This is a genomic window from Streptomyces sp. ISL-96 (assembly GCF_018614035.1).
GTDB lineage: Bacteria > Actinomycetota > Actinomycetes > Streptomycetales > Streptomycetaceae > Streptomyces.
Window position 1 is genome coordinate 21178 of the sequence record NZ_JAGGPA010000070.1, and the last position, 15267, is coordinate 36444.

Genomic DNA, 15267 nt, shown 5'->3' on the forward strand with positions numbered 1-15267 from the left:
TCGGGAAGGCCATGCTGAACAAGTACGCGCGTGCATTCTTTACGCGTGTCCTCACACCGTTCGCCGCGTTTCTGCTCCGCCGTGGGGTGAGCCCCGACGCGGTGACGCTCATCGGTACGGCCGGAGTGATGGCGGGTGCGCTGGCCTTCTTCCCCCGGGGAGAGTTCTTCTGGGGCACGATCGTCATCACGCTCTTCGTCTTCTCCGACCTCGTCGACGGCAATATGGCGAGGCAGGCGGGGGTTTCGAGCCGCTGGGGCGCGTTCCTGGACTCGACGCTCGACCGGGTCGCCGACTCGGCCGTCTTCGGGGGCATCGCGCTCTGGTACGCGGGCACCGGCAACGACAACGTCCTGTGCGCGGTCGCCATCTTCTGCCTGGCCAGTGGACAGGTCGTCTCGTACACCAAGGCACGGGGCGAGGCGATCGGCCTGCCGGTCGCGGTCAACGGCCTGGTGGAGCGCGCCGAACGGCTCGTCATCACGCTGGTCGCCGCGGGGCTCGCCGGATTCCACGACTTCGGGGTGCCCGGCATCGACGTACTGCTGCCCATCGCCCTGTGGGTCGTGGCCGTGGGTAGCCTGGTGACGCTGGGCCAGCGCGTCGTGACCGTACGCCGGGAAGCGGCGGAGGCCGACGCCGCTGCCACGCCGGGAAGTGAGGCGACGTCGTGAGCGGCGCCAGGGAACGACTGACGGACACCCTGTACGGCCTCGGCTGGGCAACGGTCAAGAAGCTGCCGGAACCGGTGTCCGTCGCCCTCGGGCGCACGATCGCCGACACGGTGTGGAAGCGGCGCGGCAAAAGCGTGCTGCGGCTGGAGTCCAACCTCGCCCGGGTCGTGCCGGACGCGGGCCCCGAGCGACTCGCCGAGCTGTCCAGGGCCGGCATGCGCTCGTACATGCGCTACTGGATGGAGTCCTTCCGGCTGCCCGCGTGGAGCCCGGAGCGTGTGAAGAACGGCGTCCAGGTCGAGGACATAGACCGCCTCACCGACGCGATCTCCTCCGGGCGGGGCGTCATCATCGCGCTGCCGCACCTGGCCAACTGGGATCTCGCGGGCGCCTGGGCCACCACCAAGCTGGAGATTCCCTTCACCACGGTCGCGGAGCGGCTCAAGCCCGAGACGCTGTACGACCGGTTCGTCGCGTACCGGGAGGGCCTCGGGATGGAGGTCCTGCCGCACGAGGGCGGCAGCGCCTTCGGGACGCTGGCGCGGCGGCTGCGGGCCGGGGGCCTCGTCTGCCTGGTCGCCGACCGCGACCTGTCGGCGTCCGGCACCGAGGTGAAGTTCTTCGGCGATACGGCGCGCATGCCCAGCGGGCCCGCACTGCTGGCGCAGCAGACCGGGGCGCTGCTCCTGCCCGTGACGCTCTGGTACGACGATTCGCCGGTGATGCGCGGACGGGTCCACCCGCCCGTCGACGTACCGGAGGCGGGGACGAAGGCCGAGAAGACGTCGGTGATGACCCAGGCGCTGGCGGACGCCTTCGCGACCGGTATCGCCGACCACCCCCAGGACTGGCACATGCTGCAACGGCTGTGGCTCGATGATCTCGAGCCGCGTCAGGAGAGCTCGTGAAGATCGGCATTGTCTGCCCGTACTCGTGGGACGTGCCGGGCGGCGTCCAGTTCCACATCCGTGACCTGGCCGAGCATCTGATCCGGCTCGGGCACGAGGTCTGTGTCCTGGCTCCCTCGGACGACGAGACGCCGCTGCCGCCGTACGTCGTGTCCGCCGGCCGGGCTGTGCCCGTGCCGTACAACGGCTCGGTCGCGCGCCTCAACTTCGGCTTCCTGTCGGCCGCGCGGGTGCGGCGCTGGCTGCACGACGGCAGGTTCGACGTGATCCACATCCACGAGCCGACCTCGCCGTCGCTCGGGCTGCTCGCGTGCTGGGCCGCGCAGGGTCCGATCGTCGCCACCTTCCACACCTCGAACCCGAAGTCCCGGGCGATGATCGCGGCGTACCCGATCCTGCAGCCCGCGCTGGAGAAGATCAGCGCGCGTATCGCGGTGAGCGAGTACGCGCGGCGCACGCTGGTCGAGCACCTAGGCGGGGACGCGGTCGTCATCCCCAACGGTGTCGATGTCGACTTCTTCGCGAAGGCCGAGCCCGAGGCCGACTGGCAGGGCAACACCATCGGCTTCATCGGCCGCATCGACGAGCCGCGCAAGGGCCTGCCCGTCCTGATGCGCGCGCTGCCGAAGATCCTGGCCGAGCGCCCGGACACCCGGCTGCTGGTCGCGGGCCGGGGCGACGAGCAGGAAGCGGTCGCATCCCTCCCCGAGGAGATGCGCGACCGCGTCGAATTCCTCGGCATGGTGAGCGACGAGGACAAGGCGCGGCTGCTGCGGAGTGTCGACCTGTACGTCGCGCCGAACACCGGCGGCGAGAGCTTCGGCATCATCCTCGTCGAGGCGATGTCGGCGGGCGCGGCGGTGCTGGCCAGCGACCTGGACGCGTTCGCGCAGGTACTGGACCAGGGGGCGGCGGGCGAGCTCTTCGCCAACGAGGACGCGGACGCGCTCGCCTCGGCGGCGGTGCGGCTGCTGGGGGACCCGGAGCGGCTGGTGGAGCTGCGGCTGCGGGGGTCGGCGCACGTACGGCGCTTCGACTGGTCGACGGTGGCGGCGGACATCCTGTCGGTGTACGAGACGGTGACGGACGGGGCGGCGTCGGTGGACACGGATGAGCGGGTTGGGCTGCGGGCACGGTTCGGGCTGGCCCGCGACCGGGACTGACCGTGCGGTGGTGACGGTTCAGCTTTGCCCACCGGCCGGAGCGGCCCGCCCCCGGCACCCACAAAGGGCCCGGCACCGCCCAGGTAACGTGGCCGCCCGTGACCGTAACCCTCATCTGGATCGTCGTAGCCATCCTCGCCATCGGGCTGTACCTCAGCTGGACCGCGGGCCGGCTGGACCGCCTGCACGCCCGTATCGACGCTGCCCGCGCCGCGCTCGACGCCCAGTTGCTGCGCCGCGCGTCGGTCACCCTGGAGCTGGCGACCTCCGGTGTGCTCGACCCCGCCGCGTCGATTCTGCTGTACCAGGCCGCGCACGCCGCCCGGCAGGCCGAGGAGGACCACCGGGAGGTCGCGGAGAGCGAGCTGAGCCAGGCGCTGCGGGCGGTCTTCGGGGAGGCGGCGCAGGTGGACGCCGTCAAGGAGGCGCCCGGCGGCGAGGAGGCCGCGGAGGAGCTGGCGGCAGCCGTACGGCGCGTACCGATGGCCCGGCGCTTCCACAACGACTCCGTACGCGCCGCCCGCGCCCTGCGCCGCCACCGCAAGGTCAGGTGGTTCCGGCTTGCGGGCCACGCGCCGTTCCCGCTGGCCTTCGAGATGGACGACGCACCTCCTGTGGCGCTGGCCGACCGCCCCGGCAGCCAGTAAAACGATCCACCGGCTACACATTGGCCCTTGCGGTGGACTGGTCGGGCGATGTTCTCTCGGAGTAGCAAGAACCTTCTTTCTTCGAGTGAGGTCCATCCGTGTCCAGCACCAGCAACTTCCAGGCCCCCGAGACCGGCACCGCACGCGTGAAGCGCGGCATGGCGGAGCAGCTCAAGGGCGGCGTCATCATGGACGTCGTCAACGCCGAGCAGGCGAAGATCGCCGAAGACGCGGGCGCCGTTGCCGTCATGGCGCTGGAGCGCGTGCCCGCCGACATCCGCAAGGACGGCGGCGTGGCCCGGATGTCCGACCCCAACATGATCGAAGAGATCATCGAGGCCGTGTCGATCCCGGTCATGGCGAAGTCCCGCATCGGCCACTTCGTCGAGGCCCAGATCCTCCAGTCCCTCGGCGTCGACTACATCGACGAGTCCGAGGTCCTGACCCCGGCCGACGAGGTCAACCACTCCGACAAGTGGGCGTTCACCACCCCCTTCGTCTGTGGCGCCACCAACCTGGGTGAGGCCCTGCGCCGTATCGCCGAGGGCGCGGCCATGATCCGCTCGAAGGGCGAGGCCGGCACCGGCAACGTCGTCGAGGCCGTGCGTCACCTGCGCCAGATCAAGAACGAGATCGCGAAGCTGCGCGGCTACGACAACAACGAGCTGTACGCCGCCGCCAAGGAGCTCCGCGCCCCGTACGAGATCGTCAAGGAGGTCGCCGAGCTCGGAAAGCTTCCGGTCGTGCTGTTCTCCGCCGGTGGCGTCGCCACCCCCGCCGACGCCGCGCTGATGCGCCAGCTCGGCGCGGAGGGCGTCTTCGTCGGCTCCGGCATCTTCAAGTCCGGCGACCCGGCCGCCCGTGCCGCCGCGATCGTGAAGGCCACCACCTTCTACGACGACCCGAAGATCATCGCGGACGCGTCGCGGAACCTGGGCGAGGCCATGGTCGGCATCAACTGCGACACCCTCCCCGAGTCCGAGCGCTACGCCAACCGCGGCTGGTAGTGCCTGACATGAGCAACCCTGTGATCGGAGTCCTGGCTCTCCAGGGCGACGTACGGGAGCACCTGGTCGCCCTGGCCGTGGCGGACGCCACGGCCAGGCCGGTCCGGCGTCCCGAGGAGCTCGCCGAGGTCGACGGCCTGGTCATTCCCGGCGGCGAGTCCACCACCATGTCCAAGCTGGCCACGCTCTTCGGCATGCACGAGCCGCTGCGTGAGCGCATCAAGGACGGCATGCCGGTCTACGGCACGTGCGCCGGCCTGATCATGCTCGCCGACAAGATCCTGGACCCGCGCTCGGGTCAGGAGACCTTCGGCGGCATCGACATGATCGTGCGCCGCAACGCCTTCGGACGGCAGAACGAGTCGTTCGAGGCGGGGGTCGAGGTCGCGGGCATAGCGGACGGTCCCGTCGAGGGCGTCTTCATCCGCGCCCCGTGGGTGGAGTCGGTCGGCGCCCGCGTCGAGGTGCTCGCCGAGCACGACGGCCACATCGTCGCCGTACGTCAGGGCAACGCCCTCGCCACGTCGTTCCACCCCGAACTGACGGGCGACCACCGGGTGCACGAGCTCTTCACAGAGATGGTGCGCGCCGTAGGCTGACGGGATCCCGGTAGGATCTCTGCCGAACGCAGCAGTATTTGGTGACGCGAAGGAGACAGGCGGATGTCCGGCCACTCTAAATGGGCTACGACGAAGCACAAGAAGGCCGTGATCGATGCCAAGCGCGGCAAGCTCTTCGCGAAGCTGATCAAGAACATCGAGGTCGCGGCCCGCACCGGTGGCGCCGACATCGACGGTAACCCGACCCTCTTCGACGCCATCCAGAAGGCGAAGAAGAGCTCCGTCCCCAACAAGAACATCGACTCCGCGGTCAAGCGCGGTGGCGGTCTCGAGGCGGGCGGCGTCGACTACGAGACCATCATGTACGAGGGTTACGGCCCCAACGGTGTCGCGGTGCTCATCGAGTGCCTCACCGACAACCGCAACCGCGCCGCCTCCGACGTGCGGGTCGCCATGACCCGCAACGGCGGCTCGATGGCCGACCCCGGCTCCGTCTCGTATCTCTTCAACCGCAAGGGCGTCGTGGTCGTCCCCAAGGGCGAGCTGACCGAGGACGACGTGCTAGGCGCGGTGCTCGACGCGGGCGCCGAGGAGGTCAACGACCTCGGTGAGTCCTTCGAGGTGCTGAGCGAGGCCACCGACCTGGTCGCGGTCCGCACCGCGCTCCAGGACGCCGGCATCGACTACGACTCGGCGGACGCCAACTTCGTCCCGACCATGCAGGTCGAGCTCGACGAGGAAGGCGCGCGGAAGATCTTCAAGCTCATCGACGCGCTGGAGGACAGCGACGACGTGCAGAACGTCTTCGCCAACTTCGACGTCTCGGACGAGGTCATGGAGAAGGTCGACGCGGCCTGATTCGCTGATCAGCACGTCGACAGTGCTTTATACCCGCTGACGGGCCGACGGGACACGCTCCCGGCGGCCCGTCCGTGCGTTGTCAGAGCCAGCCGCTACTGTGCTGATCAGTCGAAAGAGTGAGGGGGCGGTCGCGATGCGCGTACTGGGCGTGGACCCGGGGCTGACCCGGTGCGGCATCGGCGTCGTCGAAGGTGTCGCCGGCCGTCCCCTGAAGATGCTCGGGGTCGGAGTCGTGCGCACGCCGTCGGACGCCGAGTTGGGGGAGCGTCTGGTCGCCATCGAGCGCGGCATCGAGGAATGGCTCGACGAGTATCAGCCCCAATTCGTGGCCGTGGAGCGGGTGTTCAGTCAGCACAACGTCCGTACGGTCATGGGTACGGCCCAGGCCAGCGCGGTCGCGATGCTGTGCGCCGCCCGCCGCGGGCTGCCCGTCGCCCTGCATACGCCCAGCGAGGTCAAAGCGGCGGTCACCGGCAACGGCCGGGCCGAGAAGGACCAGGTCGGCGCGATGGTCACCCGGCTGCTGCGGCTCGACGCCCCGCCCAAACCGGCCGACGCCGCCGACGCCCTCGCGCTCGCCATCTGCCACATCTGGCGCGCCCCCGCCGCCAACCGCCTCCAGCAGGCGCACGCCGCGGCCCGCACGCCCCGCATCCCCGTCGTACGGAAGGTCACGCGATGATCGCGTTCGTCAGCGGCCCGGTCGCCGCACTCGCCCCCACCACGGCGGTCATCGAGGTCGGCGGCATCGGCATGGCCGTGCAGTGCACGCCGAACACCCTGTCCACGCTGCGCCTGGGCCAGGACGCGAAGCTCGCGACCTCCCTGGTCGTACGGGAGGACTCGCTGACCCTCTACGGCTTCGCCGACGACGACGAGCGGCAGGTCTTCGAGCTGCTCCAGACCGCCAGCGGCGTCGGCCCCCGGCTCGCCCAGGCCATGCTCGCCGTGCACTCGCCGGACGCGCTGCGCCTGGCGGTCTCGACGGGTGACGAGAAGGCGCTCACCGCCGTCCCCGGCATCGGAAAGAAGGGCGCCCAGAAGCTGCTCCTCGAACTCAAGGGCCGCCTCGGCGAGCCGCTCGGTACCGGCGGCCACGTCGGCGCCCAGCGCGTCGCGTCGGGGCCCGCGCCGTGGGGCGAGCAGCTCCAGGCCGCGCTCATCGGCCTCGGGTACGCGTCGCGCGAGGCCGAGGACGCGGTCGCCGCGGTGGCCCCGCAGGCCGAGGCGGCCCTGGCAGGGGGCAGCCAGCCGCCGGTGCCGCAATTGCTGCGCGCCGCGCTCCAGACCCTCAACCGCGCCCGCTGACCGATTCGAGAGATCCGTACATGAACTGGGACGACACCGGACCCGACACCGACCAGCGGCTGGTCGACTCCGGCCCCGACGGCGAGGACCAGGCCGTCGACGCCGCGCTGCGCCCCAAGGACCTCGACGAGTTCGTGGGCCAGGAGAAGGTCCGCGAGCAGCTCGACCTGGTCCTGAAGGCGGCCCGCGCGCGCGGCGCCACCGCCGACCACGTGCTGCTCTCCGGTGCCCCCGGGCTCGGCAAGACCACCCTCTCGATGATCATCGCGGCCGAGATGAACGCCCCGATCCGCATCACCTCGGGCCCCGCCATCCAGCACGCCGGCGACCTCGCCGCGATCCTCTCCTCCCTCCAGGAGGGCGAGGTCCTCTTCCTCGACGAGATCCACCGGATGTCCCGCCCGGCCGAAGAAATGCTCTACATGGCCATGGAGGACTTCCGCGTCGACGTGATCGTCGGCAAGGGGCCCGGTGCCACCGCCATCCCGCTGGAACTGCCGCCCTTCACCCTGGTCGGCGCCACCACCAGGGCCGGCCTGCTGCCGCCCCCGCTGCGCGACCGTTTCGGCTTCACCGGCCACATGGAGTTCTACGAGCCCGCCGACCTGGAGCGGGTCATCCACCGCTCCGCGCGCCTCCTCGACCTGGAGATAGACGTGCAGGGCGCCGCGGAGATCGCCGGGCGCTCCCGCGGCACGCCCCGTATCGCCAACCGCCTGCTGCGCCGCGTCCGCGACTACGCCCAGGTCAAGGCCGACGGCGTCATCAACCGTGACATCGCCGCCGCGGCCCTCAAGGTGTACGAGGTAGACGCCCGCGGCCTCGACCGCCTCGACCGGGCCGTGCTCGGCGCGCTGCTCAAGCTGTTCGGCGGCGGACCCGTGGGTCTGTCCACGCTCGCGGTCGCCGTGGGGGAGGAGCGGGAGACGGTCGAAGAAGTGGCCGAGCCGTTCCTCGTACGGGAAGGTCTGCTGGCCCGTACACCGAGGGGCCGGGTGGCCACACCCGCCGCCTGGGCACATCTCGGGCTCGTACCGCCGCGGCAGGGTAACGGAGGAAGCGGACAACCAGGTCTATTCGGGACGTGACGGACGTGACGGCGCGGAGGCTCGCCCGGTCAGGAACCACGGTGCGATGCTGGGCGTTGTTCCAATGATGCGGACTCGCTTAGACTCCGCCGATGCCGTCCTTCCAGGGTCGGCGTGCCCACCCCCGTAGATCAGGCCGCCTCCCAGCGCGGTCGTGCGAAGGAATTTCGTCCCGTGGATATCTTGACCTTCCTCCCCTTCATCGTGCTCATCGGGGCCATGTTCCTGATGACCCGGTCCGCCAAGAAGAAGCAGCAGGCGGCTGCGCAGATGCGCAACGAAATGCAGCCCGGCACCGGCATCCGGACGATCGGGGGCATGTACGCCACCGTCAAGGAAGTCCACGACGACACGATCCTCCTCGAGGTCGCGCCCGGCGTGCACGCCGTCTACGCCAAGAACTCCGTCGGTGCCGTCCTCGACGACGAGGAGTACAACCGCATCGTCCACGGCGAGAGCGTCGACCTGAAGGTTGACGCTCCGGTCGTTCCCGACGACGCCTCGTCGCTGACCGAGTCTGCGACGGACGCGGACGACGCCGCGCGCATCGACCTCGGCAAGAAGCCCGAAGCCGACAAGGGCGACAAGGCCGACGACGTGACCGCCGCGGCCGGTGACGAGCCGAAGGACAAGAAGACCGACGGCGAGACTGACGCGAAGTAGTCACGCAGGGGGACCGCGGCGCGCCCACCGGCGTACCCCGGTCCCCGGAGCGTGTCGACTTCCGCGGGGCTGGGCCCCACATACTTCGTGGCCGCCTTGGCGCTCACCCGGCGCGGGGGCGGTTGGACAGGGAGAAACGAGAAGGTGGCAGCACCGAAGAAGGGCCGCAGGCCCGCGGGGGCTCCGGGCAGGCCAGGGCGCGCCCTGGCTCTGATCGTGATCGCCATGGTCGCGCTCACCAGCGGGATGTTCGCGACCGGTGAGCTCACGCCGCGTCTGGGCATCGACCTCGCCGGCGGCACGAGCATCACGCTCAAGGCCGTGCCGGAGCCGGGCAAGCCGAACGCCATCAACAAGACCAACATGGATACCGCGGTCGGCATCATCGACCGCCGTGTCAACGGTCTGGGCGTTTCCGAGGCTGAGGTTCAGACTCAGGGCAAAGAGAACATCATCGTCAACATCCCCAAGGGGACGAACGAGAAGCAGGCCCGGGAGCAGGTCGGCACCACCGCTCAGCTCTACTTCCGGCCGGTGGTCACGTACACCACCGGTACGCCGATGCCCGACGCCACGCCCTCCCCGAATGCCTCGACGAGCGGCAAGGACGGCAAGTCCACGCCGACCGCGACGCCGTCGGCCAGTGCCACCACCCAGGGCCGCGCCGTGACGGACGGCCTCAAGAAGGCCCCGACGCCGACGCCGACGCCCACGGGCAGCGCTTCCAAGAGTCCGGACGAGACCGGGAAGCCGCCGGCCACACCGCCGGCCGATCCCGCGACGTCCGCGCTGGAGAAGAAGTTCGCGGCTCTGGACTGCACGAAGAAGACCGACCGCGTCCAGGCCAACCGGGGCGTCAAGCCCGAGGACCCGATGGTCGCCTGCGGGAAGAACAACGCCGGTGAGTGGGAGAAGTACATCCTGGGCCCGACCGAGGTCAACGGCAAGGACGTCGACGACGCCCAGGCCACGATGGACCCCAGGCGTGGCATCTGGATCGTCACCATGGACTTCACCGACGGTGGGTCCAAGAAGTTCGCGAAGATCACCAGCAAGCTGTCGCAGCAGCAGCCGCCGCAGAACCAGTTCGCCATCGTCCTCGACGGCGAGGTCGTCTCGGCCCCCACGGTCAACACGACCCTGAGCGCCAACGCCGAGATCTCCGGCAGCTTCACCCAGGAGTCGGCCCAGGACCTGGCCAACATCCTTTCGTACGGCGCGCTGCCGCTCACCTTCACCGAGGAGACCGTCACCACGGTCACCTCCGCGCTCGGCGGCGAGCAGCTCAAGGCCGGCCTGATCGCCGGCGCGATCGGTCTCGCGCTGGTCGTCATCTACCTGCTCGCGTACTACCGCGGCCTGGCGTTCGTCGCCATCGTCAGCCTCATCGTCTCGGCGGTCCTGACGTACACGATCATGACGCTGCTCGGCCCGGGCATCGGCTTCGCGCTGAACCTCCCCGCGGTGTGTGGTGCGATCGTTGCCATCGGCATCACCGCGGACTCGTTCATCGTGTACTTCGAACGCATCCGTGACGAGATCCGCGAGGGCCGTACGCTCAAGCCCGCTGTGGAGCGTGCCTGGCCGCGCGCTCGGCGCACGATCCTGGTGTCCGACTTCGTGTCGTTCCTCGCCGCCGCGGTGCTGTTCGTCGTGACCGTCGGCAAGGTGCAGGGCTTCGCGTTCACGCTCGGCCTGACCACCCTGCTCGACGTGGTCGTGGTGTTCCTCTTCACGAAGCCGCTGATGACGCTGCTGGCGCGCACGAAGTTCTTCGGCCAGGGCCACACGTGGTCCGGTCTGGACCCGAAGCGGCTCGGCGTACAGCCTCCGCTGCGCCGTACCCGTCGCGTCTCCGCCCCCATCGACCCGAAGGAGGCCTGAGATGTCCCGACTCGGCAGTCTCGGCGCCCGCCTCTACAACGGTGAGGTCGGCTACGACTTCGTCGGCAAGCGGAAGATCTGGTACGGCCTCTCGATCCTGATCACCATCACGGCCATCGTGGGCCTGGCGGTGCGGGGCCTGGTCATGGGCATCGAGTTCGAGGGCGGCGCCGTCTTCACGACGGACAAGACGAATGTCTCCGTCGCCCACGTCCAGGAAGAAGCCGAGAAGGCCTCCGGGCACGAGGCGATCGTCCAGGAGCTCGGCAACGGCGGCATGCGCATCCAGATCAGCGGTCTGGACACCCAGACCGCCAATCCGGTCAAGGACGAGCTCGCGAAGGACCTCGGCGTCGCGCCGGACGACATCACCTCCGAGCTGGTCGGTCCCAGCTGGGGTGAGCAGATCGCCAACAAGGCCTGGACCGGCCTCGCGATCTTCATGGTGCTGGTGGTCATCTACCTCGCCATCGCCTTCGAATGGCGCATGGCCGTGGCCGCCCTCATCGCCCTGATCCACGACCTCACGATCACCGTCGGTGTGTACGCACTGGTCGGCTTCGAGGTCACACCGGGCACCGTGATCGGTCTGCTGACGATCCTTGGTTACTCCCTCTACGACACCGTCGTCGTCTTCGACGGTCTCAAGGAGGGGTCGAAGGACATCACGAAGCAGACCCGCTGGACGTACAGCGAGATCGCCAACCGCAGCCTCAACGGCACCCTGGTGCGTTCCATCAACACCACGGTCGTCGCGCTGCTCCCGGTGGCGGGCCTGCTGTTCATCGGTGGCGGTGTGCTGGGCGCGGGCATGCTCAACGACATCTCGCTGTCGCTCTTCGTCGGCCTGGCCGCCGGTGCGTACTCCTCGATCTTCATCGCCACTCCGCTCGTCGCCGACCTGAAGGAACGCGACCCGCAGATGAAGGCCCTGAAGAAGCGCGTGCTCGCCAAGCGGGCGGCCGCGATGGCCAAGGGCGAGTGGCCTGACTCCGACGGATCCGTCGGCTACGACGGCCCGGACGAGGCGCAGCACCACGCCGGGGACGACTCGGCGCCCGCCGGGGCGGTCGTCGGCCGGCCCCGTGGCGGCAGCGGTGGCCGCGGCAGGCCTTCGGGCAAGCGGCGATGACGATCACCACGCAGGAGCTCCTGCTCAGCCGCATCCGTGACGTACCGGACTATCCGAAGCCCGGTGTGATGTTCAAGGACATCACCCCGCTGCTCGCGGACCCGGTGGCGTTCACGGCGCTGACCGACGCTCTCGCGGAGCTGTGCGTACGCTGCGGCGCCACGAAGATCGTCGGTCTGGAGGCGCGCGGCTTCATCCTGGCCGCGCCCGTCGCGGTCCGCGCCGGCCTCGGCTTCATCCCCGTACGCAAGGCGGGGAAGCTGCCGGGTGCGACGCTTTCGCAGGCGTACGAGCTGGAGTACGGCACCGCCGAGATCGAGATCCACGCCGAGGACCTGGCCGACGGCGACCGCGTCATTGTCATCGACGACGTCCTCGCCACCGGCGGCACCGCCGAGGCCTCGCTGGAGCTCATCCGGCGGGCCGGAGCCCAGGTCGCCGGGGTCGCGGTCCTCATGGAGCTCGGGTTCCTGGGCGGCCGCGGCCGCCTGGAACCGGCGCTCCAGGGTGCTCCGCTGGACGCCCTGATCACGGTCTGACGGGGTCTGACCAGCACGGCTGTACGTGAGAGGCGGGGCCCGGAGGAATTCCGGGCCCCGCCTCTCACGTTGGCTCAGGTAACAGGCCCGGGGGCAACCAGAGGCCAGGCATCGTTACCATGGGCTTTCCGGGCCTGACCGGGGGACCCGGACCCGCACGAGGAGCGCTCTTGCCAGACGAGGCCCAGCCACTCTCCCCCAGCTCCCGTCCGGGGGACCCCGCAGCCGCGCAGCCCGACCAGCGGCAGTCGGCCGCCGAGGCCGCGGCGAGCCCGGTCACGCCCGCGACCGGCCCCCCGGTAAAGCCCGCGAAGAGCGGCATCCCCGCGAGCGGCCCGCCAGCCGCCGGGGCGAAGAGCGGCGCCGCCGCCAAGAACCCCGAGCCCACCGGCAACGAGCCCGCCGGCAAGCCGAAGACCGCCCCCGAGCGGGCCGCCGGCGACGCCACGGACTCCACGCCGCCCGTTTCCGCGCCCAAGCCGGTCCAGGGTGCCACCCCGCGCACCACCGGTGGCTCCTCCAACCGCGTACGGGCCAGGCTCGCCCGGCTGGGCGTACAGCGCTCCAGCCCGTACAACCCGGTCCTCGAACCGCTGCTGCGGGCCGTGCGCAGCAACGACCCAAAGATCGAGACGTCGACGCTGCGTCAGATCGAGCGTGCCTACCAGGTCGCCGAGCGCTGGCACCGCGGCCAGAAGCGCAAGAGCGGCGACCCGTACATCACGCACCCCCTCGCCGTGACGACGATCCTCGCCGAGCTGGGCATGGACCCGGCGACGCTGATGGCGGGGCTGCTGCACGACACCGTCGAGGACACCGAGTACGGCCTGGACACCCTGCGCCGCGACTTCGGTGACCAGGTCGCGCTCCTCGTCGACGGTGTAACCAAGCTCGACAAGGTCAAGTTCGGCGAGGCCGCGCAGGCCGAGACCGTACGCAAGATGGTCGTCGCCATGGCCAAGGACCCGCGCGTCCTGGTCATCAAGCTCGCCGACCGCCTGCACAACATGCGCACCATGCGTTATCTCAAGCGGGAGAAGCAGGAGAAGAAGGCCCGCGAGACCCTTGAGATCTACGCGCCCCTGGCTCACCGCCTGGGCATGAACACCATCAAGTGGGAGCTGGAGGACCTCGCCTTCGCGATCCTCTACCCCAAGATGTACGACGAGATCGTCCGGCTCGTCGCCGAGCGCGCGCCCAAGCGCGACGAATACCTCGCCATAGTGACCGACGAGGTCCAGTCCGACCTGCGAGCCGCCCGCATCAAGGCCACCGTCACCGGCCGGCCGAAGCACTACTACAGCGTCTACCAGAAGATGATCGTCCGCGGCCGTGACTTCGCGGAGATCTACGACCTGGTGGGCATCCGTGTACTCGTCGACACAGTCCGCGACTGTTACGCCGCCCTCGGCACCGTCCACGCGCGATGGAACCCGGTCCCCGGCCGGTTCAAGGACTACATCGCGATGCCGAAGTTCAACATGTACCAGTCGCTGCACACGACGGTCATCGGCCCCAGTGGCAAGCCCGTCGAACTCCAGATCCGTACGTTCGACATGCACCGCCGCGCCGAATACGGCATCGCCGCCCACTGGAAGTACAAGCAGGAAGCCGTCGCCGGCGCCTCCAAGGTCCGCACCGACGTACCCAAGAACACCGGGCGCGGCCAGGACACCGTCAACGACATGGCGTGGCTCCGGCAGCTCCTGGACTGGCAGAAGGAGACCGAGGACCCCAGCGAGTTCCTGGAGTCCCTGCGCTTCGACCTCTCCCGCAACGAGGTCTTCGTCTTCACGCCCAAGGGCGACGTCATAGCGCTGCCGGCCGGCGCCACACCCGTCGACTTCGCGTACGCCGTCCACACGGAGGTCGGCCACCGCACGATAGGCGCGCGGGTCAACGGGCGGCTCGTACCGCTCGAATCGACCCTCGACAACGGCGACCTGGTCGAGGTCTTCACCTCCAAGGCGGCCGGCGCGGGCCCGTCCCGCGACTGGCTCGGCTTCGTCAAGTCGCCGCGCGCCCGCAACAAGATCCGCGCCTGGTTCTCCAAGGAGCGCCGCGACGAGGCCATAGAGCAGGGCAAGGACGCCATCGCGCGGGCCATGCGCAAGCAGAACCTGCCGATCCAGCGCATCCTCACCGGCGACTCCCTCGTCACGCTCGCGCACGAGATGCGCTACAGCGACATCTCCTCGCTGTACGCCGCGATCGGCGAGGGCCACGTCACGGCCCAGAGCATCGTCCAGAAGCTGGTGCAGGCGCTCGGCGGCGAAGAGGCAGCCACCGAGGACATCGCCGAGAGCGCGCCGCCCTCGCGCGGCCGCGGCAAACGCCGCTCGAACACCGACCCTGGCGTCGTGGTCAAGGGCGTCGACGACGTCTGGGTCAAGCTGGCCCGCTGCTGTACGCCCGTGCCCGGCGACCCGATCATCGGGTTCGTCACGCGCGGCAGCGGCGTATCGGTGCACCGCGCCGACTGCGTCAACGTCGACTCGCTGTCGAAGGAGCCGGAGCGCATCCTCGACGTCGAGTGGGCCCCGACCCAGTCCTCGGTCTTCCTGGTCGCCATCCAGGTCGAGGCACTGGACCGGTCCCGCCTCCTCTCGGACGTCACGCGCGTCCTGTCCGACCAGCACGTCAACATCCTTTCCGCGGCCGTCCAGACGTCCCGCGACCGGGTGGCCACCTCACGCTTCACCTTCGAGATGGGCGACCCCAAGCACCTGGGGCACGTCCTGAAGGCGGTGCGCGGCGTGGAGGGCGTGTACGACGTCTACCGCGTCACCTCGGCCCGCCGGCCGTAGGGCTCGTACGCACGAGGGCCCCGGTA

At 69.8% G+C, this 15267-nt stretch carries 15 protein-coding genes; all 15 read left to right on the forward strand.

All coding sequences use genetic code 11. The features are described 5' to 3' along the window. Positions 1-11 precede the first annotated feature (11 nt). The 15 genes from pgsA (at position 12) to J7E96_RS32745 (ending at position 15241) form a co-directional block, all read left to right on the forward strand. Positions 12-674, forward strand: a complete 663-nt coding sequence (pgsA, locus tag J7E96_RS32675) for a phosphatidylinositol phosphate synthase (protein ID WP_215136802.1) — start codon at positions 12-14, stop codon at positions 672-674. Further along, positions 671-1582, forward strand: a complete 912-nt coding sequence (locus J7E96_RS32680) for a phosphatidylinositol mannoside acyltransferase (protein ID WP_215136804.1) — start codon at positions 671-673, stop codon at positions 1580-1582. The genes pgsA and J7E96_RS32680 overlap by 4 nt, the downstream gene beginning before the upstream one ends. Then, positions 1579-2745 (forward strand): glycosyltransferase family 4 protein, encoded by a 1167-nt coding sequence (locus J7E96_RS32685; RefSeq protein WP_215136806.1) that lies wholly within the window; start codon positions 1579-1581, stop codon positions 2743-2745. The genes J7E96_RS32680 and J7E96_RS32685 overlap by 4 nt, the downstream gene beginning before the upstream one ends. 98 nt (positions 2746-2843) lie before the next feature. Continuing rightward, the gene (locus J7E96_RS32690) at positions 2844-3392 is read left to right on the forward strand and encodes a hypothetical protein (RefSeq protein ID WP_215136808.1); all 549 of its coding nucleotides are present in this window, start codon (positions 2844-2846) and stop codon (positions 3390-3392) included. A gap of 98 nt (positions 3393-3490) precedes the next feature. Beyond that, the gene (pdxS, locus tag J7E96_RS32695) at positions 3491-4399 is read left to right on the forward strand and encodes a pyridoxal 5'-phosphate synthase lyase subunit PdxS (protein ID WP_214976643.1); all 909 of its coding nucleotides are present in this window, start codon (positions 3491-3493) and stop codon (positions 4397-4399) included. 8 nt (positions 4400-4407) lie between these two features. Further along, positions 4408-4998 (forward strand): pyridoxal 5'-phosphate synthase glutaminase subunit PdxT, encoded by a 591-nt coding sequence (pdxT, locus tag J7E96_RS32700; protein ID WP_215136810.1) that lies wholly within the window; start codon positions 4408-4410, stop codon positions 4996-4998. A gap of 63 nt (positions 4999-5061) precedes the next feature. Continuing rightward, positions 5062-5817 (forward strand): YebC/PmpR family DNA-binding transcriptional regulator, encoded by a 756-nt coding sequence (locus J7E96_RS32705; protein ID WP_215136812.1) that lies wholly within the window; start codon positions 5062-5064, stop codon positions 5815-5817. 136 nt (positions 5818-5953) lie between these two features. Continuing rightward, on the forward strand, positions 5954-6502 hold the full coding sequence (ruvC, locus tag J7E96_RS32710; RefSeq protein WP_215136814.1) for a crossover junction endodeoxyribonuclease RuvC: 549 nt from the start codon (positions 5954-5956) through the stop codon (positions 6500-6502). Then, positions 6499-7128: a Holliday junction branch migration protein RuvA gene (gene ruvA, locus J7E96_RS32715; RefSeq protein WP_215136815.1), complete on the forward strand. Its 630-nt coding sequence runs from the start codon at positions 6499-6501 to the stop codon at positions 7126-7128. Before ruvC ends, ruvA begins: the two co-directional genes overlap by 4 nt. A gap of 20 nt (positions 7129-7148) precedes the next feature. Next, a complete protein-coding gene (ruvB, locus tag J7E96_RS32720) occupies positions 7149-8216 on the forward strand; it encodes a Holliday junction branch migration DNA helicase RuvB (protein WP_215136816.1) in 1068 nt (355 codons plus the stop codon). A 174-nt stretch (positions 8217-8390) separates the two neighbouring features. Further along, a complete protein-coding gene (gene yajC / locus J7E96_RS32725) occupies positions 8391-8879 on the forward strand; it encodes a preprotein translocase subunit YajC (RefSeq protein ID WP_215136817.1) in 489 nt (162 codons plus the stop codon). 144 nt (positions 8880-9023) lie between these two features. Next, complete coding sequence (secD, locus tag J7E96_RS32730) at positions 9024-10763, forward strand: protein translocase subunit SecD (RefSeq protein ID WP_215136818.1); 1740 nt, start codon at positions 9024-9026, stop codon at positions 10761-10763. Between the two features lies 1 nt (position 10764). Beyond that, positions 10765-11895 carry a protein translocase subunit SecF gene (secF, locus tag J7E96_RS32735; protein WP_215136819.1) on the forward strand — a complete coding sequence of 377 codons (1131 nt, stop codon included), beginning with the start codon at positions 10765-10767 and terminating at the stop codon, positions 11893-11895. Then, a complete protein-coding gene (locus J7E96_RS32740) occupies positions 11892-12434 on the forward strand; it encodes an adenine phosphoribosyltransferase (RefSeq protein ID WP_215136820.1) in 543 nt (180 codons plus the stop codon). Before secF ends, J7E96_RS32740 begins: the two co-directional genes overlap by 4 nt. 170 nt (positions 12435-12604) lie before the next feature. Next, on the forward strand, positions 12605-15241 hold the full coding sequence (locus J7E96_RS32745; RefSeq protein WP_215136821.1) for a bifunctional (p)ppGpp synthetase/guanosine-3',5'-bis(diphosphate) 3'-pyrophosphohydrolase: 2637 nt from the start codon (positions 12605-12607) through the stop codon (positions 15239-15241). Positions 15242-15267: the final 26 nt, after the last annotated feature.

Bases quoted from the DNA above. Each gene is read 5' to 3' on its own strand.
- pgsA (WP_215136802.1), top strand. From the start codon at position 12: ATGCTGAACAAGTACGCGCGTGCATTCTTTACGCGTGTCCTCACACCG.
- pdxT (WP_215136810.1), top strand. From the start codon at position 4,408: ATGAGCAACCCTGTGATCGGAGTCCTGGCTCTCCAGGGCGACGTACGG.
- J7E96_RS32705 (WP_215136812.1), top strand. From the start codon at position 5,062: ATGTCCGGCCACTCTAAATGGGCTACGACGAAGCACAAGAAGGCCGTG.
- ruvC (WP_215136814.1), top strand. From the start codon at position 5,954: ATGCGCGTACTGGGCGTGGACCCGGGGCTGACCCGGTGCGGCATCGGC.
- ruvA (WP_215136815.1), top strand. From the start codon at position 6,499: ATGATCGCGTTCGTCAGCGGCCCGGTCGCCGCACTCGCCCCCACCACG.
- ruvB (WP_215136816.1), top strand. From the start codon at position 7,149: ATGAACTGGGACGACACCGGACCCGACACCGACCAGCGGCTGGTCGAC.
- secF (WP_215136819.1), top strand. From the start codon at position 10,765: ATGTCCCGACTCGGCAGTCTCGGCGCCCGCCTCTACAACGGTGAGGTC.
- J7E96_RS32740 (WP_215136820.1), top strand. From the start codon at position 11,892: ATGACGATCACCACGCAGGAGCTCCTGCTCAGCCGCATCCGTGACGTA.